The sequence below is a fragment of the Desulfovibrio desulfuricans genome (assembly GCF_004801255.1).
In the GTDB taxonomy this organism is placed as follows: Bacteria; Desulfobacterota; Desulfovibrionia; order Desulfovibrionales; family Desulfovibrionaceae; genus Desulfovibrio; species Desulfovibrio desulfuricans_C.
In genome coordinates this window covers 2,763,608-2,788,448 of sequence record NZ_CP036295.1, presented here as the reverse complement: position 1 = coordinate 2,788,448, position 24,841 = coordinate 2,763,608, and the positions used below count along the sequence as shown (strand labels likewise).

General features: G+C 61.7%; 19 protein-coding genes. 3 read left to right on the top strand and 16 right to left on the bottom strand.

Annotation, left to right across the window (positions count from 1 at the left end; genetic code table 11):
• Positions 1–167 precede the first annotated feature (167 nt).
• The 11 genes from DDIC_RS14000 to DDIC_RS11645 form a co-directional block, all read right to left on the bottom strand.
• Positions 168–1,154 (bottom strand): 4Fe-4S dicluster domain-containing protein, encoded by a 987-nt coding sequence (locus tag DDIC_RS14000; RefSeq protein WP_247647472.1) that lies wholly within the window; start codon positions 1,152–1,154, stop codon positions 168–170.
• Positions 1,147–1,530, bottom strand: a complete 384-nt coding sequence (locus DDIC_RS11690; protein ID WP_136400601.1) for a hydrogenase maturation nickel metallochaperone HypA — start codon at positions 1,528–1,530, stop codon at positions 1,147–1,149. The genes DDIC_RS14000 and DDIC_RS11690 overlap by 8 nt, the downstream gene beginning before the upstream one ends.
• Positions 1,531–1,556: 26 nt before the next feature.
• Complete coding sequence (locus tag DDIC_RS11685; protein ID WP_136400600.1) at positions 1,557–2,639, bottom strand: nickel-dependent hydrogenase large subunit; 1,083 nt, start codon at positions 2,637–2,639, stop codon at positions 1,557–1,559.
• A complete protein-coding gene (locus DDIC_RS11680; RefSeq protein WP_136400599.1) occupies positions 2,636–3,172 on the bottom strand; it encodes an NADH-quinone oxidoreductase subunit C in 537 nt (178 codons plus the stop codon). Before DDIC_RS11680 ends, DDIC_RS11685 begins: the two co-directional genes overlap by 4 nt.
• Positions 3,173–3,195: 23 nt before the next feature.
• Positions 3,196–3,774 (bottom strand): 4Fe-4S binding protein, encoded by a 579-nt coding sequence (locus tag DDIC_RS11675; protein WP_136400598.1) that lies wholly within the window; start codon positions 3,772–3,774, stop codon positions 3,196–3,198.
• A gap of 1 nt (position 3,775) precedes the next feature.
• The gene (locus DDIC_RS11670) at positions 3,776–4,210 is read right to left on the bottom strand and encodes an NADH-quinone oxidoreductase subunit B family protein (protein WP_136401124.1); all 435 of its coding nucleotides are present in this window, start codon (positions 4,208–4,210) and stop codon (positions 3,776–3,778) included.
• A 25-nt stretch (positions 4,211–4,235) separates the two neighbouring features.
• Complete coding sequence (locus DDIC_RS11665; protein WP_136400597.1) at positions 4,236–5,207, bottom strand: respiratory chain complex I subunit 1 family protein; 972 nt, start codon at positions 5,205–5,207, stop codon at positions 4,236–4,238.
• Complete coding sequence (locus DDIC_RS11660) at positions 5,207–8,920, bottom strand: complex I subunit 5 family protein (protein ID WP_136400596.1); 3,714 nt, start codon at positions 8,918–8,920, stop codon at positions 5,207–5,209. The genes DDIC_RS11665 and DDIC_RS11660 overlap by 1 nt, the downstream gene beginning before the upstream one ends.
• A gap of 775 nt (positions 8,921–9,695) precedes the next feature.
• Complete coding sequence (locus DDIC_RS11655; RefSeq protein WP_136400595.1) at positions 9,696–10,691, bottom strand: NAD(P)H-dependent glycerol-3-phosphate dehydrogenase; 996 nt, start codon at positions 10,689–10,691, stop codon at positions 9,696–9,698.
• A gap of 7 nt (positions 10,692–10,698) precedes the next feature.
• Positions 10,699–12,420 carry a M99 family carboxypeptidase catalytic domain-containing protein gene (locus DDIC_RS11650; protein WP_247647471.1) on the bottom strand — a complete coding sequence of 574 codons (1,722 nt, stop codon included), beginning with the start codon at positions 12,418–12,420 and terminating at the stop codon, positions 10,699–10,701.
• A 276-nt stretch (positions 12,421–12,696) separates the two neighbouring features.
• Positions 12,697–12,894, bottom strand: a complete 198-nt coding sequence (locus DDIC_RS11645) for a heavy-metal-associated domain-containing protein (protein ID WP_136400594.1) — start codon at positions 12,892–12,894, stop codon at positions 12,697–12,699.
• Positions 12,895–12,974: 80 nt separating this feature from the next.
• Here DDIC_RS11645 and DDIC_RS11640 point away from each other — a divergent pair, with 80 nt between their 5' ends.
• Both DDIC_RS11640 and DDIC_RS11635 read left to right on the top strand, forming a co-directional pair.
• Positions 12,975–15,308 carry a heavy metal translocating P-type ATPase gene (locus DDIC_RS11640; RefSeq protein WP_136400593.1) on the top strand — a complete coding sequence of 778 codons (2,334 nt, stop codon included), beginning with the start codon at positions 12,975–12,977 and terminating at the stop codon, positions 15,306–15,308.
• Between the two features lie 146 nt (positions 15,309–15,454).
• The gene (locus tag DDIC_RS11635) at positions 15,455–16,675 is read left to right on the top strand and encodes an MFS transporter (RefSeq protein WP_168732544.1); all 1,221 of its coding nucleotides are present in this window, start codon (positions 15,455–15,457) and stop codon (positions 16,673–16,675) included.
• Between the two features lie 116 nt (positions 16,676–16,791).
• Here DDIC_RS11635 and DDIC_RS11630 read toward each other — a convergent pair whose 3' ends face one another.
• From DDIC_RS11630 to DDIC_RS11610, 5 genes are all read right to left on the bottom strand, one after another.
• Positions 16,792–17,691 (bottom strand): tRNA (adenine-N1)-methyltransferase, encoded by a 900-nt coding sequence (locus DDIC_RS11630; protein WP_136400591.1) that lies wholly within the window; start codon positions 17,689–17,691, stop codon positions 16,792–16,794.
• Positions 17,692–17,759: 68 nt separating this feature from the next.
• Positions 17,760–19,481, bottom strand: a complete 1,722-nt coding sequence (gene ade, locus DDIC_RS11625) for an adenine deaminase (RefSeq protein WP_136400590.1) — start codon at positions 19,479–19,481, stop codon at positions 17,760–17,762.
• Positions 19,482–19,621: 140 nt separating this feature from the next.
• Entirely contained in the window at positions 19,622–22,060 is a 2,439-nt protein-coding gene (locus DDIC_RS11620) for a penicillin-binding protein 1A (RefSeq protein WP_136400589.1), read from the bottom strand.
• A gap of 205 nt (positions 22,061–22,265) precedes the next feature.
• Positions 22,266–22,583, bottom strand: coding sequence for a TusE/DsrC/DsvC family sulfur relay protein (locus DDIC_RS11615; protein WP_136400588.1), 318 nt, complete (start codon positions 22,581–22,583; stop codon positions 22,266–22,268).
• A 258-nt stretch (positions 22,584–22,841) separates the two neighbouring features.
• The gene (locus DDIC_RS11610) at positions 22,842–23,492 is read right to left on the bottom strand and encodes a CBS and ACT domain-containing protein (RefSeq protein ID WP_136400587.1); all 651 of its coding nucleotides are present in this window, start codon (positions 23,490–23,492) and stop codon (positions 22,842–22,844) included.
• A 144-nt stretch (positions 23,493–23,636) separates the two neighbouring features.
• Here DDIC_RS11610 and DDIC_RS11605 point away from each other — a divergent pair, with 144 nt between their 5' ends.
• Positions 23,637–24,797, top strand: coding sequence for a LarC family nickel insertion protein (locus tag DDIC_RS11605; RefSeq protein WP_136400586.1), 1,161 nt, complete (start codon positions 23,637–23,639; stop codon positions 24,795–24,797).
• Positions 24,798–24,841 lie beyond the last annotated feature (44 nt).

Genomic DNA, 24,841 nt, shown 5'->3' with positions numbered 1-24,841 from the left:
GCCAAACCTCCGGATATTCGCCTACATGGGGAAGAGCCTTGCTGGCGCGTGCCTCATGTCCATCATAGCCCGCCCCCTCATGGTACACAAATAGCAAAGGCCTCGGCAGGCTGTCGGTGAGTTCCGACAGCCTGCCGAGGCCTGGATGGTCTGCTTGCGGAAGGAGGTTACTTTTTACCGCCCTTCTTGGGGGACTTTTTGCCGCCCTTGGCAGCCTTGGGAGCTGCCGCCACGGGAGCTTGCGCTGGTGCAGGGGCAGCGGGGGCTTCCGCCGCTACGGGTTCTGCCGTCGCAGGGGTTTTTGCTTCGGCTGCGGGAGCAGCGGGGGCTTCTTCCACAACCGGCTCCACGACAGGTTCGGCCTTGGGGGCTTCAGCCACGGGGGCGGCCGGGGCTTCGACAGCGGGAGCTTCCACCACAGGAGCGGCCGGGGCTTCGACAGCGGGAGCTTCAGCCTTGGGGGCTTCGGCCACGGGCGCGGCGGGTTCTTCACTGGCGGGGGCTTCCGCCGGTGTTGCTCCTTCAGGGGCACGCGCGGCGGCGGTTACCGAAGCTCGCGGGCCGGGTTCGGCCACAGGGGCGGCGGGTTTTTCCGCGCTTTCTTCAGCGACTGGCTTCTTTTCCAGCGTTGGGGCCTGCACCACTGAGCCGTCGGCCAGCACCAGCGAAAGGGCGTGGGCCGGGCAGGCTTCCATGCAGGCGGTGATGCGCTTGCCGTTTTCCATCCGCCATGCGCGGCACATGTCGCAACGCACGGCAACCTCGCGGCGGGCGCGCTGGGCGAGAGTTTCGCCTTCGTCGCCGTCCACGGAGGGCATGCCGATGGTGTCAAGGGTTATGGTGCCGTAAGGGCATGCGGCGATGCACATCTTACAGGCTACGCAGTATTGCACGCGCATGATAATGCGGCCATCGGCGTCCTGCTGCAGTGCGCCGGTGGGGCACACATTGGCGCAGGGCGCGTGATCGCACTGGTGGCAACGCACGGTGGTCTTGAAGCCCTCGGCCTTGACCACCTGTACGCGCGAAACCAGTTCGTCGCGGTGTTTCATGGCCTCTTTAAAGCTCATGCCGTGGTGGGCGGCAATGCAGGCCACTTCACAGCGGCGGCAGGCGCGGCATTTGTCGGGTACGACCTGGATATGTTCAGTCATGGTCCGTTTCCTCGGATGCAACGTGCAGGGCCATAAGTGTCATCCCATGGCCCCCGTTGAAGTGGATGTTCTCGCCGCCGCAACTGGGGCAGACGAAATGCCGTTGCGTCAGGCTGAATTCATGCCCGCACTGATGACAGCTGCAGGCCAGGGGCGCGTTGGTAAGCGTCAGCTTAGCGCCCTCCGCCAAGGTTCCTTCCGCCAGCAGTTCAAAGCAGGCGGTAAGAGTTTGTGCTTCGACACAGGCAAGCAGGCCCAGTTCGCACTGGAATTCTTCAATACGGCAGACCGGGGATTCCGGATGGGCCGTATTGTGCTCGTCCACGGCCTTGATGGCCATGTTCAGCAGCCCCTGAACCAGCGTTGCCTCATGCATGCGTCAAACTCCCGGAGCCTCCGTGTCTAGCGTTCGGTGCAGGAAACGCAGGGGTCGATGCTGTTGGTTATCAGGGCCACATCGGCCACCTTGCAGTCACGCATCATGACTCCCAGAGCCTTCCAGTTCATATAGGAAGGTACGCGCCACTTGAGACGCGAGGGCATATCCGTGCCGTTGGTGCGGATGTAGTAAAACACTTCGCCTCGCGGAGCTTCGGACCGTGCGCAGGCCTCAGCGGTACGAATCTGGCGCATGGGCGCCGTTACATCGCCGTCGGGCATTCTTTCGATGCACTGGCGGATGAGGCTGAACGATTCAAAGATCTCGTGCAGCCGCACCATGGTGCGCGCATTGGCGCAGCAGCCGGACTCTGTGATGGACTTGAAGTCCAGCTTGCCGTAGGCGGCGTAGGGCGAATCCTTGCGCACGTCGATGGCAACGCCAGAGCCGCGAGCCACAGGGCCGACAATGCCAAGCTGCACGGCATCCTGCTTGGGCAGCAGCCCAAGGCCCTTGGTACGGCCAATCACCATGCTGTTGGTGGCGTAAATCTCGCGGATTTCGTCCACCTGCGGTTCGACCTTGGCGATGGTTTTGAGCATGTAGTCCAAAAGATCGGGCGTCACGTTGTACTTTACGCCGCCGATGCAGTTGGCCGCCAGGTTCATACGGTTGCCGTAGACGGTTTCCTTGAGGTCCTGCATCATTTCGCGCACTTCCATCACGTGCATGAACAGCGACTTGAAGCCGATGATATGCGCCTGAATGGCCGTGTTGAAAAGGTGCGAGGCTACGCGCTTGATTTCTTCGGCCAGTACGCGCAGGTAGCAGGCGCGCTCGGGGATGGTGATGCCCAGCACGTTTTCCACAGCCATGCTGTAGGTGAAGGAGTGGCTGTTTGAACACAGCGAGCACACGCGTTCGGTCAGGGTGACGTTCTTGATAAGGTTGCGCTGGGTCGCCATGGCTTCCATGCCGCGATGCACGTGGCCCGAGGTGAGCTCGACGTGGCGAACGGTTTCACCCTCCACCGTGAGGTGAAAATATACCGGTTCCTCAAGGGCCACATGTACGGGGCCCAGAGGCATGGTGAAGGTGTTGCTCATGAGTGGCGCTCCTTGTCATTGAGAATGCGTTCCCACAGGTCGGTGGTGCAGGCCCCGTTCATCATGATGGACAGGGGCACGGCCTCGTTGAGAATGCCTGCGTCAAGCTCTTCATCAAGAAACAGGCGGGTGGGATTGGGGTGACCGGTCACCTGGATGCCGTAAAGCTCCATCATTTCGCGTTCGTGCCAATCAGCATTGGCAAAAAGCGGCGTGATGGAAGGCACGGTGGGCCACTCGCCGTTAAGTGTAACGGTCATGTTGTAAACCACGCCGTCCAGCTCAAAGTGGTAGCAGACTTCCTGCATGGGTTCACTGAGCTGGCGGCGGTTGTATGCTGTGGTCATGCACAGGCGGGCGTTGGCATCACGCATGATGGCGGCAGCCTCCTGGAGCATGCGCGGCGTGCCGAGCCTGAACCAGTGAAAGGCATTGCCGAAGCTGTCTGCACTGTGATGCACGGCGTCGTCTTCGGTGCACAGGGCCGTCAGCCCTTCGATGACTTTGGCGTTGCCGTTGATTGTCTCTTGCATATGTTCTCCGCGGGTATGATCCGCTAATCCTTGGTGGGAGCGGCAGAAGTAACGCCTTTTGCCTCTGCTTCGCCAGAGGCGGCGGGCAGCACGCAGGCATTGCGCTTGGCGTCTTCCAGCTGACGGCACTTGGGGCAGAGCCTGCGCGTCAGTTCCCTGTCAATTTCATCATTGTAGGCATAGAGCTTTTCGGCCAGTTTTTTGGGCAGAGGCCGCATGAGCTCGCCGCAACCAGCGCAGGGTTCATAATGAATGGTCTGCTGTTCGATGCGGTTGAATTTTTCCGATTCGGGGTGCGCGGTGTGCCAGTTGGTGGTGATGCTCATGGCCCCGGTGGGGCAATAGTGGCGGCATGAGGCACACAGGCAGCACGAGTTTTGCCAGATGGTGATGGTAAAGCCCTTGCGGTCGGGCAATGGCGTAATGTTGATGGCCCCCGCCGCGCACGAGTGACGGCAGATGCCGCAGCCCATGCACAGGTCGGGATCAACAACGGCCTTGCCGCGAAGCCGGTCAGGGGTGAAGGTTTCACCCAGCGGGAAGGGATCGGTGCTCGGACCTTCAAGCAGATTGCGGAACAGAACTTTCAGAAAGCCCGCCATATCACTCCTCCACGCCCAGTTTTTTCAGCCAGATGGACCGCGCCAGCACCACAGCCTCAAGAATGGCCTGGGGGCGCGGCGGGCAGCCGGGCACGTTGACATCCACAGGAATGTAGCGGTCCAGGGGGCCTTCGATGGAATAGCCCTCACGGAACACGCCGCCCGAAATGGGGCAGATGCCCACAGCCACAGTTACCTTGGGTTCGGGAATTTCATTCCACACTCGCAGCACCCGGTCACGAACCCTTGTGGTCAGGGGGCCGGTTATCAGCACAATGTCGGCGTGGCGGGGGCTGCCGCAGTAGCGGCAACCCAGACGTTCTACGTCGTAACGCGGTATACAGGCCGTTGTGGCCAGTTCCACGTCGCAACCGTTGCACGATCCAGCATTGATGCGGAAAAGCCACGGCGACCGCACGGAGAGTTTTTTAAGCATGTTATCCAGCGACACGTCGGCCTCCTTACATCACCCAGACCAGTATCAGGCTGCACAGCGCAAGCGCTGTGGGCACCGTTATGTAAAAGCGGAACGCCTGATCAATGCGGAAGCGCCCGGTGGCCGATTTGACCAGGGTAAGCGAAAGCAGCATGAGCGCGAGGCACTTGAGCAGGAACCAGACCAGATTCACCAGCCATATGTCAGATATGGTGCCGGGGAAGAAAAGCGCAACCCCCAAACCCAAAACAACAAAGGTCTTGAGCGCGGACGTGATCTGGAACATGGCCAGCAGGGGGCCGCCGTATTCCAGCAGGGGGCCTTCGATGAGCTCGGTTTCCGCCTCGGGGATATCAAAGGGCGCGACGCCCATGGTGCCGGGCAGAAAGATCAGGTACGCGAGCAGCGCGGGAATCATGGTCGGGTTGAAGCCGAACGACCCCACCTGCTGCTGCATGGCCACAATCTTGAGCAGCGAAAATTCCGCGCCCCATGCGCCGCCGCTCAGCACCTTGCCCGTAAGCATGGCGACCGAGAGCAGAATCATGAGCAGCGGCGTTTCGTATGCCAGCATCAGCATCATTTCACGTGAGAAGCCCATAGCGCCAAAGGGCGAGCTGGAGGCTGAGCCGCCCAGCATGATGGCCATGGCCGGGATGGGCAGGAGGTAAAAGATTACCAGCAGGTCGCCCATGTTGAACAGGCCGTCGAACACGCCGGGAATCGGTATAAAGGCCGCGCACACGGCCATGCCCGTAAAGCCGAACACCGGGGCCATCAAAAAGGCCGAACGGCAGGCGGTTTTTGGGATGAGTGTTTCCTTGGTCAACAGTTTGGCTATATCAAGCCAGGGCTGGATCAGCGGGGGGCCGACGCGGCGCTGCAGCCGCGCCTCGACCCGGCGGTCAAGTCCTTTGAAGAACATGGCCACCAGCAGGGCAAAGGCACCGCCGGGGAAGATGCACATATGCAGTATGGCAAGCAGGGTGTCGCTCATCAGCGGTTCTCCTTGGCGGTCTTGTCGCCGTCCATAAGGCCGAGGATGTCCCCGTAAATGCTGGAGGGCGTCATGCGGCTGGTGGCCGTTTCGGGCGGCAGACCGCAGGTGTGGACGTCTATTTCGCGCAGGCGGGTAAAGCGCAGCACAAACCAGCGTCCGCCAGCAAAGGCGAGGGCCATCATGACAAACATGCCTGTGGCGTTCCATGCGCCGGGGCCGGAAAGCACGCCGGACAGTCCCACGTTGAGCGGCGTAAAGCCGTATTCAGCCAGCACGCTGTTGATGGGCCCAAGGGCCAGACCGGGGAATACGCCCGTAAGTACGCAACCGGCGGCCAGTATGCCCATGGGCGCGCGCATGATCAGCGGGGCCTCATGCACGTCGTGCAGGGTGGTCGAGGGCTGACCCAGGAAGGCCGCATGCAGGAACTTGGCGATATAGGCCATGGTCAGTACGCTGCCGACCAGTGAAAGCAGCGCCAGGAAAGGCTGACCCGCTTCCATGAGCGCATGGTAGATAAGCCATTTGGACGAAAAGCCGCTGGTAGGCGGCACGCCCACCACCGAAAGCCCGGCTATGGCAAACATGACAAGGGTAAAGGGCATCTTGCGGCCAATGCCGCCAAGATCGTCCAGCGTTTCCCTGTGGGTGGCAAACATGACAGCGCCGCACACAAGGAAGAGCAGGTCTTTGAAGAACACGTGGTTGATCACGTGCAGCATGCCGCCCGCGTAGCCCAGCGCCCCGCCTGCGGCAACGGCCAGCACCATGTACCCAAGCTGGCTCACCGTAGAGTAGATGAACACAAGCTTGATGACGTTGGTGCGCAGGGCCTGCACGGCAGCCATGATGATGGTGATGCCGCCGATCCACATGCTTACGGTGCTGATGACGTTCTGCTCCATGCCGCCCAGCACGCCAGCCAGCATAAAGCCGCCGCCAAGCAGCATGAACAGCTTGATGAGGCCGAGGATGGCGCTCTTAAGCAGCACAGACGAGATGTAGCCCGAAACAGGCGTGGGAGCCAGCGCCGGGTGCATCTGCCAGTCAATGCGGAAGGGCAGCTGCGCCGCCTTCATCAGGAAGCCGGCAGCCAGCAGGGCCATGCCCAGCCACGCCGCGCCGTGCGACATGTAGGGGGCAGCACCGGTGAGCAGCGTTGCGTTGAAAGGCGTAAAGGGCCCCACGACGCACAGGCCCACAAAGATGAAACCCGCGCCAAACACGTTGAAGATAAAGTACTTGAAGGCCTCGCGCAGCGAGTCCTTGTCGCCCTCGTGGGCAATGGCCAGGTACAGCGTCCACGAGCTCATGATTTCCCAGAACAGGAAGAAGCTCAGCATGTACTGGCTGGCGGCCATGCCCACAAGACCGCCGCACATGGCCGTAAAGGCGCAGTAGAAGCGCCACTGGCGGTGGCTGTGCTCCATGTAGCCGAGGGCATAGGCCATGTTGACTGCGCCAAGCACGGGCACCAGCAGGGCAAAGCAGAAGGACAGCGTATCAAGCCCGCGGCCAAACATGACGACCAGCAGAGCCGTAAACAGCAGCACGCCCACACTGGCCCATCCGGCCTTTTTGCGGTCGCGGTAGAAGATGGCGGGCACCAGCGCGCCAAACACCGGCACAAGCACAAAGATGGGCCAGGAGACGTTCATGGCCACCAGTACTTCGGGGTCGTTGAGGTTGGGCGTAAAGCACATGGAGGCCACAGGCACCACCAGGTTCATGGCGATCTGCGGGGCAAGGCCCATGATCACGCAAATGGCCGCCAGAATCACCAGGCCTATCTGCATGCTGCGCGGAACTTCCTTGACAGCGGGCAGATCGGCGGGGCGTTCTTCGAACACCAGGGTTTTAAGAATGCGCGTGTAGTAGATGAGGCCCACCAGCGAGCCAGCCAGAATCAGCACGGCCAGCCAGATGTGCCCGGCGGAGGTGGCCGCCTGGATCATCAAGAACTTGCTGTAAAAAGCGCCAAACGGCGGCAGACCCATGATGCTCACAAGGCCGATGCCCATGCAGGCAACGGTGACAGGCATCTGGCGGCCCAGGCCGCGCAGGTCGGCCAGCTTGCGGCTGCCCGCGCGCATGATCAGCGCGCCCGCGCCAAGGAAGAGCAGGTCCTTCATGATGGCGTGGTTGAGCATGTGCCACAGTGCGCCCGTGGTGGAGAGCCATGTGCCTATGCCGAGCACCAGGGCGATTTCACCAATCTGCCCCAGGGTCGAGTAGGCCAGCATACGTTTGATGTCGTCCTGGCGCAGGGCCATGATTTCGCCGTACACCAGGGTGGCCGCGCCCATGCCCACAAGGCCCGTGCCCAGCCATGAAAGGCCGAACAGGCCTGGCATGCCCACAATGGCGGGCCGCATGAGCAGCACGACAACTATGCCGAACACGCCCATCTTGGTGATGATACCCGAAAGGGGACCAGACACCGACGAAGGCGCGGCGGGGTGGGCGTCGGGCAGCCACGAGTGCAGGGGCACAAGGCCCATCTTGACGGCAAAACCGGCAAGGCAGAGCACAAATGCGCCCTGAAGCAGCCCGGAGGTGAGCGAGGGGTCGCCCAGCAGCAGCAGGCCGGGCAGCATAAACAGCGCGCCGCCCGCGCACATCACGTAATACTTGAGGCCGGCGTCGTAGGCGCTGCGGTTGTTCTCATGCACCACCAAAAAGTAGGAGGCAAAGGTCATGAGTTCCCAGTAGCCATACATACTTGCCGAGTCGGCGGAGGAAACAATGCCCGCCAGCGAGGCAAACGTCAGCAGCAGGAAAAACCAGTAGCGGCCGTGCCGTTCATGGATGTAGCTCAGCGAGTATACGCTGACCACCAGACCCACAACGCTGATCATGATCAGGAAGAGCTTGGCGGTGGGGGCAGCCTCGGCCGCGAGGGTCGAGACGAGCGCCAGTGCGGCAAAGGCCACGCCCACAAGTGGAGCGCGGTCAAACTTTACCAAAAAGGCGATGCCGGTGATGAACGCGCCCGCGTAGTAACACCAGTAAGCCGGGTGCGCCGCCGAATGCGGAACAGCCACATTGTAAGCGTTGGCCAGCATGCCGGTGATGGGGCCGCGAAACACGCCAAGCAGCGCCACAACAACGGCAAGACCCAGCATGACCAAGGCATTGCCTGCGGGGGTTGCCCAGTTGCCGGCGCTGTCGTCGTCGGCGACGTCCAGCACGGCGATGCGTACGGCTTCAACATGCAACCAAACCAGTACTGTGGTTGCCAGAGCCATGCACAACAGAGCAGCCATGGCCCCGGGCATGCTGCTCAGAATACCGGAGCTGATGAACATGCGGGCTTCAGGCACAAGGAAGGGCGAGCCGCCAACGGCGGCCAGCATGCCAAGGCCGAAACAGGCGGCGGTCCAGGGTTGGCGCTTGCTTGCAGCGCAAAGGTCCTGCAGCTGCACCGGGGCGCCGAGCGCCGGAGGCGTAAGCCGCGTCAGGGCGGTCCAGGCCAACAGCCGCGCAGCCGCCTGAAACAGTACAAAGAGCCACAGGCCCGTACTGTTAATGCCGCCGCTGGCTCCCAGACCCAGGCAGAAGATGCCTGCGTCGTGCAGCGAGCCCCAAAGGATCAGGCTGCGGGGATTGTTGCGCTGTCGCACGGACTGCGCCGCGCCGTACAGCATAAGGGCCATGCCCACGAGAAGCGGCACAAGAAAGCCGCCTGCCGAAAACAGTGATTCCGTCATAGTTTGCCCCGTGGTTTGCGGGTCTCTCGGATGTACCCGGCGGATCAACCCGGTCAAGTCCGGGCCGCACTCCCTAACCAGTATGATGGTATCAACACCATACCATGTCGTGAAAAAATGTTTTTAAGAGTGTTTTTGCCTTAGCCCACTTTGCAAAGCGTTGCAAGCAACAACTCTTTCAAGAAGATCAGGTAGATTGCAATATTTGGTATCAAAACGACCAAAAAATGAATAGGTCAAACAAACGCTGTGCGTTTTGCGCGATTTTGAGAAGCTGTGAAATCGGTATGTTAGTCTTTATTTAACTGTTTGCACAAACAAATTGTGCAAAAAAGCGCTAATACATTGTGCAACGTTGTGAAATTCAATGACAACGCGATGTTAAAATGTGATTTTTTGAACTTGCCTGATATACGTTCTGTCGTGCAATAAATGCGATAGCAAAAAATTAAAAAACGTGTTAATTTGATGCTGATTTTCCTAGCATTGTCATTGCGTGCTGCACGATTTTTTGTGATTTATTGTACCAGTGTCGTGGCAAGAACCGTGACGGATAGTGTGAGAATGTGGGGCGGAAAAAAAAGTGTGAATTTTTTTTTGAGGGAGGCACAACGACCTTGTACCGGTGACATGCGGGAGGGAAAAGCTGAAAACAGCAGGTCGGATTTGGTCATGCCGTCGCATTGTCGTGAGCCTGCGGCATGGCGGAAAAACGCAGTGCAGCGGGTTGCATGGGGGACGGGGGACAGGCTGCGGCGGCAACGCCAGGGCGGGGCTATTCGTCCCTCAACCGGCGCGCCATAAGATTGTGCAGCACTTCATGGGGGTCGCGGTTGCCGTACAGAATGCTGTGCACGGCATCGGTAAGCGGAGCCTCAACATGCAGACGGCGGGCAAGCTCGTGGATTGCGGCGGTGGTTTTTACACCTTCGGCCACCATACCCAGACTGGCGGTGATCTGGTCAAGCTTTTCGCCGCGTCCAAGGCGCAGGCCGACCTGCCTGTTGCGTGAGAGGTCGCCGGTGCAGGTCAGCGTAAGATCGCCCAGGCCGGAGAGCCCCATAAACGTATGCGGCTGAGCGCCCCGTGCAACGCCAAGGCGGCTCATCTCCGCAAGCCCCCGGGTGATCAGGGCTGCGCGGCTGTTGTGCCCCAGGCCGAGACCGTCGCAAACGCCAGCGGCAATGGCGATGACGTTTTTGAGCGCACCGCCCATCTCCACGCCCATCACGTCCGTGCTGGAATAACAGCGAAACGTCCCGCAGGAAAAGATCTGCCGCAGCATGTGCCCCAGGGCCTCGTCCGTGGAGGCAAGCACCACGGCGGTGGGCAACCCCCGCAGCACGTCCGCCGCAAATGAAGGGCCGGAGAGCACCGCGTAGCGGGGGTGCAGATGCCCAAGGCCCTGCTGCGCTATCTCGGCGCAGGTGGCAAGATTGGCTGTCTCAATGCCTTTGGCGGCGTTGACCAGCACGGCGTTGCGGCAAAAAAACTGGGCGTTGGCGGCAAGCCAGCCGCGCAGCTGCTGGCAGGGCACAGCCAGAACCACAATTTCCCTGCCCAGAACCTCAGGGTCGGTAGTGGCGCTCAGGCTGGCGTGCAGGGCGATGCCCGGCAGGTAGCGCGGGTTTTCGTGATGGGCGCAAATGGCTTCGGCAATGGCGGCGTCACGCAGCCACAAACGCGTATCATAGCCGTTGGCGGCCAGCAGGTGCGCCAGGGCCGTGCCCCAGCTGCCGCCGCCCGCAACGCAGATGGTAGGATCAGACATGGTTGCTTCAGAACCCCAGGGTTGATTCCTGCCCTGGCTTGTCGGGCAGCCTGTCCTTGGCATTGGGCAGGGGATCGTTGCGGGTCAGGCGGTTTGCACCTGAAACAAAGCGCACCAGAAACATACCGCTGAACCGCTGGTCTTTGTAAATTTCCACGCGGTAAAGCCTGCCCTGGCGATCTACGGAAAAGCGCGGCTGGAAGTCCTTGAGCGTCATGAGCTCGCCGCTTTCATCCTTGCGGCCGCTGTCGTAGCCTATGGCATTGACCCTGTAGCCGCTGGCGGGTTGTACGACCAGACTTTTTGAAATTTCAAGCACCTGGCCAAAGGCGGCGTCGGTTTCGTGCCCGTCCGCCAGCACGCGCATGCCGCTGAGGCTGTGATCCATCTCGCGCCAGTCGGGCCGGATCTGGGTGATCATGCGGTTGCCGTAGTGGACGCAGTACTGGCCTTCCTCGCCATTGGCGCAGGGCAGCACGGCCATAATGGGCTTGGACGTGACGGCCTGGGCCGGAGCATCCTTTGAGAGCGGCAGCCGGTTGATGGCCGGGCGCACGTCTTCAAGCGGCAAAAATACCTTGTTGTCGACAAAAGAGACGTCCAGCTTGTCCAGTAGCGCGCCGCGCACGCCCTCAGGCGTAAGGGCAAAGCCCCGTGTAAATTTGACGCCGGCCTGCGCAAGAAACGACTCCACCATCAGCAGATGATAGTATGCCCGCACTTCGACGGAAAATTCCTTGCTGGCCTCAAGACCAAAGGCCGCCTTGCCGTGACGCACCGCGTAATACGAGAGGCTTTTTTCCATCTCGCGGTCGCCTTCAGCAGTCTTTGTATTGTGCACATGCAGGGCGTGCTGGGGCGAGAGCAGATTGCTGTTGGCTGCGGCTGCGGCCCGTCGGGCTTCGTTGGCCAGCGAACCCATAAAGACGCCGTCGAGGGCCTCCTGGTCGATGATGACAGACTGCCCCCAACGGTTGGGGTTGCGCAGCTTGTCTTCAAACGACTGGCGGTAGTAGCCGCTGCCGTCGTGCAGGTTGAGCACCAGCCCCACGCGGGGGTGGCTGATAAGCTCCTGGATGCGGCGTACCGTGCCGAATTCGGGGTCGCTGTTGTCGAGCTTGGCAAATTTGCGGTTCATGTCGCCGTGCAGGCCGCGTGACCGCTTGATAATACTGGGAAAATTAAGGTTTGGCACAACCCATAGCACACCCTTTTGAATGGTGTAGTGCGTGGTCAGCAGGGTCGCGGCAGAAAATCCGCCGGGCTCGTCGCCCTGGATGCCGCCCACCACAAGCACAACAGGGGCGGTTGCCGCAGCGGCTTCGGGCTTGTCCGCTACCGGCGTGTCGCTGCCTTCGCTCCGGACGCTGGCGACACTTGTAATCTCTGGTTTCGCGTCTGCAGCCTGACCATTTGCCTGGGCCTTCTCTTGCCCATTGGTCTGTTCAGCCGTCTGTCCATTTACCTGATCAGGCGGGAGCGCTGTTTCCTGCTCAAGCGTTTGCACGGCGGGCGCGTCAGCAGGCGTCGCCGTGGTTGCGGACGCGCCGATAGCCATGTTGGCACCGGAGGCTCCTTGGGCTTCATCGCCCAGACGTATGGTGGTAAAATCCAGCGAAAAACCCTTTGGGGCCGCCGCGGAGGGCGCAGAGGGCAAAAGACAGCACAGTAAAAGAATCCAGAGGCCCGTGCAAAAAATGCCTGTGACGTTGGTAGGATGTGTTTGCATGCCTTGTGCTGTCTTTGCGGTGAGGGTGCATGGGGAGGATGCTCGTGATTACCTGCCAATAACTAAGCCATTTGGGCAAAAACGGCAAGATACGCGCCCCGGCAAGAGGGGCCTCGCCCGCCTTGAGGGGGCCTGTGGGCTGGGATGCCAGGGCACAGCCTTTGCCGCCGCCGGGCAGGCCTGCAAAAAAGCCAGGGTGCGTTGCCCCGCACGCTCTAACGCGGCGTGTACAGACAGCTCACCCTGGCCCGTATGTTGGCGTACATCGGCGTGGCGTTATTCGGGATCGAATCCGATATCGCTGATGGCCGTGCGCAGGGCCTGCATATCGACTGGGCCGGATTCTTCGAAGCGCAATTCCTTATCTTCAAGGCTTACCTGCGGATTGACGATTCCCGCCACCTTGGCAGCCGCTTCCTCAACCGCCGCCTTGCAGTGGCCGCACCGCATGCCATTGACTTTCAGACTTTTCATCGTATCCTCCATTAAGGAAAGCGTTTTCAATTTCAACCGTATCTTACGCGTCGCCACAGCGAATGACAAGTGGAGAGCCCATGCATACCGATACAGAAAAATCAGCCTGCCCCCTGCGTTTTGACATCGGCGGCATGCATTGCGCCGCGTGCTCGTCGCGCATTGAGCGTGTGGTGGGCCGTATGGAGGGGGTGGAAAGGATCAGCGTCAATCTGGCCGCCGCCAGCGCCGAAGTATGGCCGGAACAGGGCGTTGATGCCCAATTGCAGCAACGGATAATGGACAAGGTTTCGACCTTGGGGTTTTCCGCCGCGCCAACGGCGAACGACGATGCCGCCCGCCAGTTTGAAGAGGGCAAAATACGTGCCGCTGCTGACATCCAGGCCCGTCTGCGGCGACTGCTGCCCATTGCGGCCTTTGCCGTGCCGCTGCTGGTTATTTCCATGGGGCACATGCTTGGGCTGCCCCTGCCCATGGTTCTTGACCCCCACCATTCGCCCCGCGCCTTCATGCTGGTGCAACTCGCGCTGACCCTGCCCGTTGTATGGCTGGGCCGTCATTTTTATCTTGACGGCATTGCCGCACTGCTGCGCAAGGCCCCAGCCATGGACAGCCTGGTGGCCGTTGGCACGGGCGCGGCCTTTTTGTTCAGCCTCGGCAATACGCTGTTGGGACTTGCGGGGGTTGACCCCGTTGGCCGGGCCATGAACCTCTATTATGAATCGTGCGCCGTGCTGCTGACCATGATCGAGTTGGGGCAGTTTCTGGAGGCTGTGGCCAAGCGCCGCGCCAGCGACGCCATGGGCGCGCTCATGAGCCTGACGCCGGAGTACGCGCTACGCCTCAACGCGGAGGATACCGCAGCGGCTCCAGAGCAGATTGGCCTTGATCAGGTGCGCGTGGGTGACCATTTGCTGCTGCGGCCTGGCGGGCGCGTGCCGGTGGACGGCCTTGTGCTGACCGGCAAAAGCGCGATTGACCTGTCGCTGCTGACGGGCGAATCCATACCCGTGCCCGTGGGGCCGGGCGACAGGCTGGCGGCGGGCAGCGTCAACGGCGAAGGCTCGCTGACTTTTGCGGCCGAAGCCGTTGGCGGCAACACGCGGCTGGCACGCATTATCCGGCTTGTACGTGAGGCGCAGGGCAGCAAGGCTCCCATTGCCCGGCTGGCCGACAGGGTGAGTTTTTACTTCGTGCCCGCCGTCATGGGGCTGGCCTTGGTTGCGGCTCTGGCTTGGCTTGTCTTTAGCGCCGAGCCGGTCACAACGCCGCTGACGGTCTTTGTGGCCGTGCTGGTAATGGCCTGCCCGTGCGCCATGGGCCTTGCCACGCCCATGTCCATCATGGTGGGCACGGGCCGCGGGGCGCAGCTTGGCGTGCTGATCAAAAATGGCGCGGCCCTCGAGCAGGCCGGGCACATCAGCGTGCTGGCCGTGGACAAAACAGGCACGCTCACCACTGGCAAACCCGTACTTACGGGCGTGACCCTGCTGGACTGCCCGGCCGGTATGTCCCCAGACTCCCTGCTGGCCATGGCCGCCTCGCTGGAGGCCCGCTCGGAACATCCCCTTGCGCATGCGCTTGTAAGCGCCGCCACGGAGCGGGGGCTGTCCAGCCTGCCGGTGGACGACGTGCAGGTGGCCCCAGGAATGGGCATCTCTGGTCGGGTGACCAGTGGCGTTGCTGTTTTTGTCCTTGCCGTGGGCAACCGGGCCTATATGGAGGAGCGCGGGCTGTCTGTGCCGCAGGCGGCCCAGGACAGCCTTGCCCAGCTGGCAGAGACCGGTCAGACGCCGCTGCTGCTGTCGCTGGAAGACCATGACGGCCCAAAGCTGGCGGGCATACTGGCTTTGGCCGATGCCCTGCGGCCCGAATCCGCCTCTGTCGTCAGGACGCTGCGCGGCATGGGCGTACGTGTGGTCATGCTTACGGGCGACAACGAGCGCACGGCAAAGGCCGTGGCCCGGCAGGCCGGTGTTGACAAAGTGGCCGCAGGCCTGCTGCCCGCTGACAAGGCCGCCTATGTGCGCAGGCTGCAGGACGAGGGGCACGTGGTGGGCATGGTGGGCGACGGCATCAACGACGCCCCGGCTCTGGCTGCCGCCCATGTGGGCATGGCCGTTGGCACGGGCGTGGATGTCAGCGCCGAAGCTGGCGATATTGTGCTGATGCGCGACGGCATGGAGGCTGTACTCACTGCGCTTGCGCTGTCGCGGGCGACCATGCGCAACATCCGTCAAAATCTTTTTTGGGCTTTCGGCTACAACGTGCTTGGTCTGCCAGTGGCGGCGGGGCTGTTGCACGCCTTTGGCGGCCCCATGCTCTCGCCCATGCTGGCGGGCACGGCCATGGCGCTTTCTTCTGTATCTGTTGTGACCAACGCCCTGCGGCTGCGGTTTTTCAACATCAGATAGCCAGACCGCAAGGCGGGTCTCAGGCCCGCAAACGGTTTAGCTTTAGCAGGGCATTGCGGATCTGCGTTTTGAAGTATACCACATCCAGGCGGTTGCGTTCATGCATGGACGCAACCGTTTTTTATCGCTTTGCGCAAGGATTCAGCATGGTTCCTGTTTATTTTTGGCTTCCGGCCCTGGGCTGTCTGGGCATGGGCTTTATGTTTCTGAACGTCTCGGCCGTGGCAGAGCAGTTCAGGCTTTTGTTCGATCTCAACTATGCAGGGCTTGGCGTTTTTTTGAGCGCCCCCTTCTGGGCGCATACGCTTGTTCAGGTTCCCGCCGGGCTGGTCGTGGACAGGCTGGGCACGCTGCGCGCTCTGGCGCTTTCGTGCGTGCTGTGCGCGGCGGCCTGTTTTGCACCGCTGCTCGCGCCGCACAGCCTGTGGCTGGCCGTGGTCATGCGCCTGATTGTCGGGCTTGCTACGGGGCTGCTGTTTCTTGCTGTTGTCTCCGCCGTCAAGCTGTTGTGCCCGCCCGTATACATGAGCCGGGCGCAAGGCCTGCAAGGCGCTGCCTTTAGCCTGGGGACCATGGTTCCCTTTGTGCTGTTGCCCTGGTTTGGCGGTTTTGGGTGGGCGGCGGCCTATGCGCTGGGCGGGCTGCTGCCGGTGATGTTGCTGGTTTTGCTTGTGTTTACGCCTCTTGCGCCCTTGCGGCAGGAATCCGCGGCGACAAGCCTGTCGCTCAAAGAACTGCTGGCGGTCTTGGGTCGCGTGGCCCACAACCGCCGCTTGTGGTATATTGGCTGTTGCCACGGATTTTCGTTTGGAACCATCACGGCCCTGGGCAACTGGCTGACTGTCATGCTGGCCGACAGCGACAAGGCCAGCGGTCAGGCTGTTGCCGGATCTGGCGGCGCAGTGGCGGCCTGGGCGCTGGCCACAAGCATGGTGCTGCTGGCAGGTACGTTTGCGCGGCTTGCGGGCGGCGAGCTTGGCCGCAGCATGCCCAAACCCCGGCTGCTGGCCTTGCTTGTGGCGGGCATTGGCCTGTTTTATCTGCTGGTTGCGTTGGCTTGCAGCAGCTGGGTCAGCAATGTCTGGATGCTGTTTGGTTTTGCCTTGCCGCTGGCCATGTGCTGCGGCGGCACGTATGCCACGGTTTTTACCCTGACCATCGAGGTGGCCGGGGCCAGCCAGACGGCTACGGCCATTGGCTTCATGTCCATGCTGGCCAACTGCGTCAATGTTGCGTTGATACTGCTCATGGGCGTTGTGCGACAATACGCCGGGGGCTTTGCCCCGGCTATGTGCCTGGCGGGTTTGAGCGTGTGGGCGCTGGTTTTTGGGGGCCGCAAGATAGACTGGAGGAGTCGCCAAAAGTAAAAAGGTAATGCCCGCCATGAGCGGGCATTACCTTTTATAAGCTTAAATGGATGCGTCGCATGCCTGCGAACTGCAGCGCGGCGGGGGGTACTCCGCAGCGCTGCCCGGAGTTGCAGTTATTCGCCGTCGTTGTCCGCGCTGTCGTCTTCGGCGGTCTGCGCCGCGTCATCGGTCAGGCCAAGGCGGGCCTGACGGGCGGCCTCCTGCTTGCGTTCGCGCGTGCCCATGGGCTTGCGCGATTCAAAGTCGGCGCTGCGGTCCTGCTGGCGGGCAAAGACCAGAAAGCCCGTGTGGGCGGTCATGCGGTCTTCGGGCCGCAGGCGGTCTGCCACGGGCTTCCAGCGGCGGATAAGGATTTCGCATACTTCCACATCGGCAAAGGGGCCGCGCTCAAGGCCCAGCAGCAGTTTGCCCACCTGATCGACCGTGGGCAGCAAAAAGCCAAAGCTTGCGCCGGGGCGCACTGCCTTGAGGGCATGGTCGAGGTATTCCCACGGGGTGCGCACGTCAAGAAACAGCGCGTCCGCTCCGGTAACGGCAAAGCCCTCGGCCACGTCGCGGTTGTGCAGCTCCACGTTTTCGCCCACGCCCGCCCATTCGAGGTTGCGGCGCGCCAGCTTCATGAATTCTTCCCTGGCCTCGTGGCTCACCACGCGGCCGGTGGGGCCGCAAAACCACGAAAGCCCAGTGGTCAGGCCGCCGGACCCGCAGCCTGCCTCGATGATGGTGCGGCCCGGCCCCGCGCCAAGGCGCAGGCAGATATAGGCGATGTCCTTGGGGTAGATGATCTGCGTCTGGCGCTTGAGCCCTTTGAGGCGGTCGTACAGGGTGGCTTCGAGTACCTGGATGGGGACATTCTGGTTGGTGTAGACCACGGAGCCAAAGTTGGCCTGCGCCACCTCGGTGGAAACAAGGGTGCCGTCGTTGCTGTGCCAGTTCTGTTCTTCGACAAGGCGTTTGACGTAGCGGCGGCCCTTGGGGGTAACGTAGACAACAAGCGTACCGAAGGGAATCATGAGGTTCCTTTATATTGCTGCTTCAGGGCCGCGCAACGGGCGCTGCCCACATGTGTTGAAAAAATGCCTCAGCTTTGCGCTGCCGCGTCAACCGAAACAAAACGCCAGTCGGCTACGGAAAACAGCCCCCGCGCCGTCAGCTTGAGCGAGGGAATGACCGGCAGAGCCATAAAACTCAGGGACATAAGAGGAGCCACATTGCCGGGAACCCCGTGATCGTGCAGCAGCGCGTGGATGGAATCCAGCGCGCGCACAACTGTTTGCGGGGCATCGTGGGTCATGAGCCCGGCCACGGGCAGGGGCAGATCTTCCAGAATACGGCCCTGTCCCGCAACGGCGATGCCGCCGCCCATCTCGGCCACGCGGCGCACGGCGGCGAGCATGTCCGCATCGGTATCGCCGCAGACCACAATATTGTGCGAGTCGTGGCTCACAGAGGTCGCCACGGCTGCGCCGCGCAGGCCGTATCCGGCCAGAATGCCCACGCCCACCTTGCCTGTGGCCTTGTGCCGCTCCACGACGGCCAGTTTGCACAGGCCGTTGTTTTGTTGCGCGTCAAAAAGTCCGTTTGCGCAGACGACTGCGTGCTCCTCGGCGTCTGTCACCAGCGAACCGGGGTGCAGCCGGATAACCCGCGCGCGGCCCGAAGGCAGGGGCAGGGCAAGAACGTCGTCCGGCAGGGGGGCCAGACGCACGGTGTTGGTCAGGTCGGTCAGGGGCGGATCAGTCAGCAGCGCGAGCATACGGCCTTCGGCGGCGATCTGCCGACCGCCCGCAAAGGTCATGCGCACGTTGAAGGATGCCAGATCGTCAACGAGCACGCAGTCGGCATCGTAGCCGGGGGCGATGGCTCCCTTGCCTTGCAGGCCCTCGGCCTCGGCTGCGTTGAGCGTGCACAGGCGCACTGCCGTGACTGGGTCCATGCCCAGGGCAACGGCCTTGCGCAGCACCTCGTCCATGTGCCCGGCGGTCAGCAGCTCGGAGGCGTGCCTGTCGTCGCAGCAAAAGGCGCAACGGTGGCAGTTGCCGGGGGTGACCAGCGGGGCCAGCTCCGGCAGATTGCGTGCCGCCGAGCCGTCGCGCAAAAAGATGCGGCAGCCGCGCATGAGGTTGGCGTGAAATTCTTCGGCCGTGGTGCATTCGTGCGTATTGGCTATGCCGGTGCTCAGGTAGGCATCCAGCTCCCGGCCCAGCAGGGCGGGGGCGTGCCCGTCAACGGGCTTGCGGCGCGAGCGGCTCAGGGCGATCTTGTCCAGAACGTCGGGGTCGGCGTGCAGCACGCCGGGGTAGTTCATCATTTCGCCCAGCGAGGCCACGCGCGGGTTGTCCATAAAGGGGGCAAGGTCTGCTGCCTGCAGCACCGCGCCGCTGTCTTCAAAGGGCGTGGCCGGAACGCACGAGGGCAGCGCCAGAAAAATGTTCAGCGGCAGGGTCTGGGCGCTGGCAAGCAAAAAGCGCAGGGCCGCTGCGCCGCAGACGTTGGCAAGCTCGTGCGGATCGGCCACCACGGATGTGGTGCCGTGGGGCAGCGCCATCTCGGCAAAGCGCGCCGGGGTGACCATGCTGGACTCAAGATGGATGTGGGCGTCGATAAAGCCGGGCAGCAGGTATGCACCCTCGGCGTCCACCACCTGCCGGGCCTCGCGCGGGCCAAAACCCACAAAGACCCCGTCGCCGATGGCTACGGCATCCTGCCGCACCAGACCGGAAAAAACGTCCACCACCCTGGCGTTGACAATGAGCACATCCGCCGGTTCATTGCCTGCGGCCATGTCGATACGGTGTTTCATGGCGGTCTCCGGCCCCCTGGGGCTGGCGGTACGAAGCGCGGGGCGCTCGCTTGGGTGGGTGGGAAGGTTTGTCGGCAGGCGCTGCCGTTTTGCGCTGTTTTTCTGTGCCCGGCGGGTTGCCGGGCACAGAAAAACATACGCTAAAACATCTGCCGCATGAGGTCTTCGCCGCCTTCGGATGTATCCACAGGCGCGCCCTCGGGCGTAGTGGCGGCAGTGGCGGAGGCTCCCTGAATGGGCTGATCCGCTTTGAAGGCCAGACCGTCGGACATCACGATGCCCTCGGGCATGACAAAATCGTCCTTGGGATAGCGGTCTTCCACTTCACTGCGGTAGTAGCGGAATATGGGGGCGGCGGTGCGCCCGCCCTGTTCCAGGCGGCCCAGGCTCTGCACCTGATCGTAACCCACGTAGACGCCGGTGACGAGGTAGGGCGAAAATCCCATAAACCAGGCATCGTGCTCGTCGTTGGTGGTGCCGGTTTTGCCCGCAATGATGCGGCCCTCAATCTTGGCCCGCCCGCCTGTGCCCGCATTGACCACTTCCTTGAGCAGCGTGTCCATAATGTAGGCGTTTTGCGGGCTGACTGCCTGCCAGTGCTCCACTTCCTGCTTGTAGAGCACGCGGCCCTGCGGGTCGTTGATGGAAGTAATGATGCGCGGCCTCACGCCCAGACCCTGGTTGGCAAAGGCGGCATAGGCCTGGGTGAGGTTGAGGGGCGACACTGCCACAGCGCCGAGGCTGATGGCCAGCTCTTGCGGAAAGTGCGGTTCAAGCCCCAGCGCCTTGGCCCGTTGCACGATATTGGCAACGCCCACCTGCTGGGCAACGCGCACGGTGCAGGTATTGCGCGAAAGCGCCAGTGCCGTATGCAGGGGCAGCTCGCCCTTGTAGTTGTGCTCGTAGTTGGAGGGCCGCCACACCTCGTTGGTGTAGGGGTTTACATACACAAAGGGCGCGTCCAGCACTGTGGATGCGGGCGTAAAGCCAAAGTCCATGGCTGTGGAATAGACCACGGGTTTAAAGCTTGAGCCCGGCTGGCGGCGCGCCTGCGTTGCGCGGTTAAAATGGCTGTCGCCAAACTGGTAGCCGCCGATCAGGGCGACAACGTCGCCGCTCTGCGGTTCCACCGAGGCAATGGCCCCCTGCACCAGCGGTTCCTGCTGCAGACGCAGGGTAATGGGGGTATTCTTTTTGACCGTCGCGGGGTCAAAGGGCACGGTTTTTTGCTCTTTGCGCCCCTTGGCGGTGGTTTCGGTAATGGTCGTTTCTTCCGCAGAAACCCAGATGACGTCGCCGGGGACGGCCACCTGACGGGAGTCCTTGATGGCGGGCGCGTTGGCCGCAGCCACCTTGGGGTTGGGCTTGCGGGCCCAGGACATGGCCGAAACCGGGATAATGCCCGTATAACCCTGGCCCAGAGCCACCCTGACGTCCTTGCCGTCCACAGCGGTCACGAGGCCCTTGACCCAGTCGCCGCCCGCAAGGTCCAGGGGCGAAAAGGCGTTTTTGGCGATAAATTCCTTCTGCCTTGCGGGGTCAAGCTGCTCGACGGGGCCGCGCCAGCCCTGACGTTTGTCCAGCTCTTCGAGACCGCGCCGCAGGGCTGCGCCTGCGGCGTTTTGGTGCGCGGGGTCCATGGCCGTGCGCACCGTAAGGCCCGCCTCATACACGTAGTCCGCGCCCGACTTGGTGGTGTCTACCCCAAGCGCGCGGAGGTTCGACTCCGTAAAAAATTCCACCAGCAGGCGGCGGGCTTCTTCCAGATACCACTGGGCCGCGCCGCCCATGCCTTCAGGCATGCTCCAGTAGACCAGCGGCTCGGCTGCGGCCTGATCATATTCCGCCTGGGTGATCCACTTGAGGTCGCGCAGGCGGCCAAGAACGTACATCTGGCGGTTTTTTGCTTCTTCGGGCCTGCGGAAGGGATTGTACGAGCTGGGGGCCTTGGGCAGACCGGCAATGACGGCGCTTTCGGCCAGGGTGATGTCGGAAGCGTGCTTGCCAAAATAGGTTCGGGCCGCCGACTCCACGCCAAAAGCGTGCTCGCCCAGATAAATCTGGTTAAGATAGATGGTAAGGATCTGATCCTTGGTGAAGTTTTTTTCCAGCTGGTAGGCCAGAATGGCTTCCTTCATCTTGCGGGCGTAGCTGCGCTCGGAGGTGAGCAGCAGCTGCTTGATGAGCTGCTGGGTAATGGTGCTGCCGCCCTCGCCCTGCCGTCCCTTGCGGAAGTTGTTGATGGCAGCGCGCATGATGGCTACTGGGTCTATGCCCATGTGGCGGTAAAAGGCGTCGTCTTCAGCAGCCAGAAAGGACATGGGCAGGTAGCGCGACATGTCCTTGAGGCCGATGACAAAGCGCTTTTCGTGGTACAGCGTGCCGAGCGTTGAACCGTCGCGGGCCAGAACCACAGTAGCCTGGGGTTGCTTGTATTCGGCGATGCGGTTGAGGTCTGGCAGGTCGCGCGAGGCCCAGTAAAAAAGCATGACCACCGCGCCGCTGCCCAAAAGGCCGCAGACTATAATGATGCCCATGAACCAGAGGGCGCATTTTTTCAGGGACAGACGAATTTTCATGGCAGGGCGATACCGTTTTTTTGGCCCGGCGTAAAGGGAGGACAGCATTGACCGGGCTTTTGAGAAAATACGAAGTATTGCCGTAAAGGCAAGCCCCTGCGGGGAGCGCGGCACGGCACGGGCGGCGCGGCAGCCGCAGGGACGGCATGGTCAAAAAAAAGCGGAAGGTTACCCTTCCGCTTTTTTCCAAAATGTTGCGGCTGGACTACACGCAGCCAGTGGGCTTGGGCAGGCCGGCCATTTTGCAGGCGCCCTTGCCGGGGCCGGAGGGGAAGAGTTCGTATACTTCCTTCAGCTTGTAGCCGGTGTTCTTGGAAAGAATACGGACCATGGGAGCGATGCCGTTCTTCTTGTAGTAGTCCTGCAGGAAGTCGAGGATCTTCTGGTGATCGGCGTTGATCTCAGAGATGCCTTCGGATTCCTTCACATATTCCATCCATTCGGGGCACCAGTCGTCAAAACGCAGAAGGAAACCGTCTTCGTCAACTTCAAAGCTTTTACCTTTATAGGTGATCTCAGCCATGCGTGTGTCCTCCTTGGACAGCTATTGCTCAACCTCGCCCGGGCGAATCGCCCTGGCGCTACACAACCGGATATTTCCGGCCGAATTCCTCCGTTGGGCGCGAAAGCATACCGCAATCACAACGAGAGTCCTTATGACACAAATAATTTTTGATGGCAAGCCCTGTTGATATTTTTCGCTCTTGCCGTGCATTTTTGGACAAGGCGTTTATACAGTGATTCAGAGGCCATACCTTAAATATGATTTAATTGTAGGGATTTAGTGCTGACAATAGAGCACTTTGCCTATCTTGTTTACCCCGGCAATAAGGTCTTGCTCGGCCTGCGTATTTTCAAGCTCGCGCACGCGCACAAACAGGTGGCGGTTGCCGTCGGGGTTGGAGACGGTAAGCACCGAGAGAATGCGCGCATTGTGCGCGCGCAGCAGGTCAAACAGGGGGCGCGCCGTGCCGGGCTGGTCGGGCAGCTCAACCGCAAACTGCAGCCCGCCCCTGCGTGCGCCGGTGATGTCCACCAGAGCCTTGAACACGTCGTGGTCGGAGATAATGCCCACAAGCTTGCCCGCGGCATCCACAACGGGCAGCCCGCCAACCTTGTTGTCCAGCATCATCAGGGCGGCCTGCTCGACCGTGTCGGACGGTTTGACGGTGATGGGCTTGGCCGTCATAATGTTTTTGGCTTTCAGCTCGGCCAGCAGATAGTGCATTTCGTACATGTCGAGCGTGGTGGCCTTGGAGGGAGAGGCGTCGCGCACGTCGCGGTCAGAGATAATGCCAACGACCTGTCCCTGCTCGTCCACAACCGGAATGCGGCGGATGTGGTGATCCTTCATGAGCTTGCCCACTTTGAGCAGCGATGTCTCGGGGCCCACGCTGACAACATCGGTGGTCATCCAATTCTGTACAGGCATGCTTTCCCTCCGGGGGAATATGTTTCAGGTTATGACGGCGCGGCCGCAACTGCCACGCATGATTTTTCTATACACCAATGTGCCGAGGCTGCACAAGTGTGTAACTATTAGTTGCGCACTCAGCCGGATACTGAAGGGGCCGATATGCTTTTACATCTTGATTGCCGGGCTGGCGTCGACGGCCAGATGGCCCTTGCGGCGCTTGCCCATCTTGGGGTGGATTTTGCTCCGCTGGCGGATTTGCTGGCGGCTGCCGGGCTGGCCTGCCGCATTGACGTGTCAGGCCAGACGCGGCCGTCGGGGCCAGGCTGCACAGTCGCCGCCGTTTGCAGCGCCGGGGGGCAAAATATTTATCATCTATCTGATTTTGCAGGTATTTTTGAAAAAATTGACATGCCGTCACGCATGCGCCAACGCGCCCATGCCGTGCTGACGGCTCTGGCCGGTGGGTACGCCTATGCGCAGCAGATACCTGCGGGCGAAGTGCAATTTTTTGCCGCCGCCGCGCCGCAAGTGCTGATGGACGCTCTGGGCGTTGCGTACGGGCTGGAGGTGCTGGGCGTGGAGCGGGTTACGGCTTCGGCGCTGCCGTGGTTTTCGGGCCAGGTGCAAAGCCCCTTGGGGCCAGTGCCCCTGCCCGCGCCCGCTGTGGCCTTTTTGCTGCGGGGCAAACCTGTTTTTGCCACCGAGGCGCGCGATGAACTGATAACCCCTGTCGGGGCGGCTCTTGTGCATGCGCTGGCAGACCAGTTTGTTGCCGGGCCGGATGGAGTGGTGACGGCCTGCGGCACGGGCTACGGCTCCCGCCCCCAAGGCGCTGGCCTGCGGGCGTGGCTCGTGGAGCATACGAGCAGCGGGGCGGACCATACTCTGGGCGGGCACGAAGCCGTAATCCAGCTCGAGAGCCACATTGACCATCTCAGTGGAGAAGACCTGGGCATGGCCCTGACGGCCCTTTGCGCCCTGCCAGAGGTGCTTGACGTGCTCTGGCTGCCGGGCGTGGGCAAAAAAAACCGCCCGGCTGGTCTCATGCGCGTACTGTGCCTGCCCAGCCAGCAGCATTGCGTGGTCAACGCCGTGCTGCGGCACACGCATACGCTGGGCCTGCGCGTGCAGATGCTTGAGCGTGTTGTCGCCCCGCGCCATGCCGCCGCCGTGGAGGTTGCAGGCCAGCAGCTTCCCGCCAAGGAATATGTGATTGAAGGGCAAACCTATGTACGCCCCGAGGCGGATGCACTGCAAAATCTGGCCCGGCAGCGTGGGCTTGGCGTGCCTGCCTTGCGCAATATGCGGCGCAAAAGCTGACGGCTTGCCTCGCCTGCGGGCAGAGCCTCGCGTATGGCGGGTTA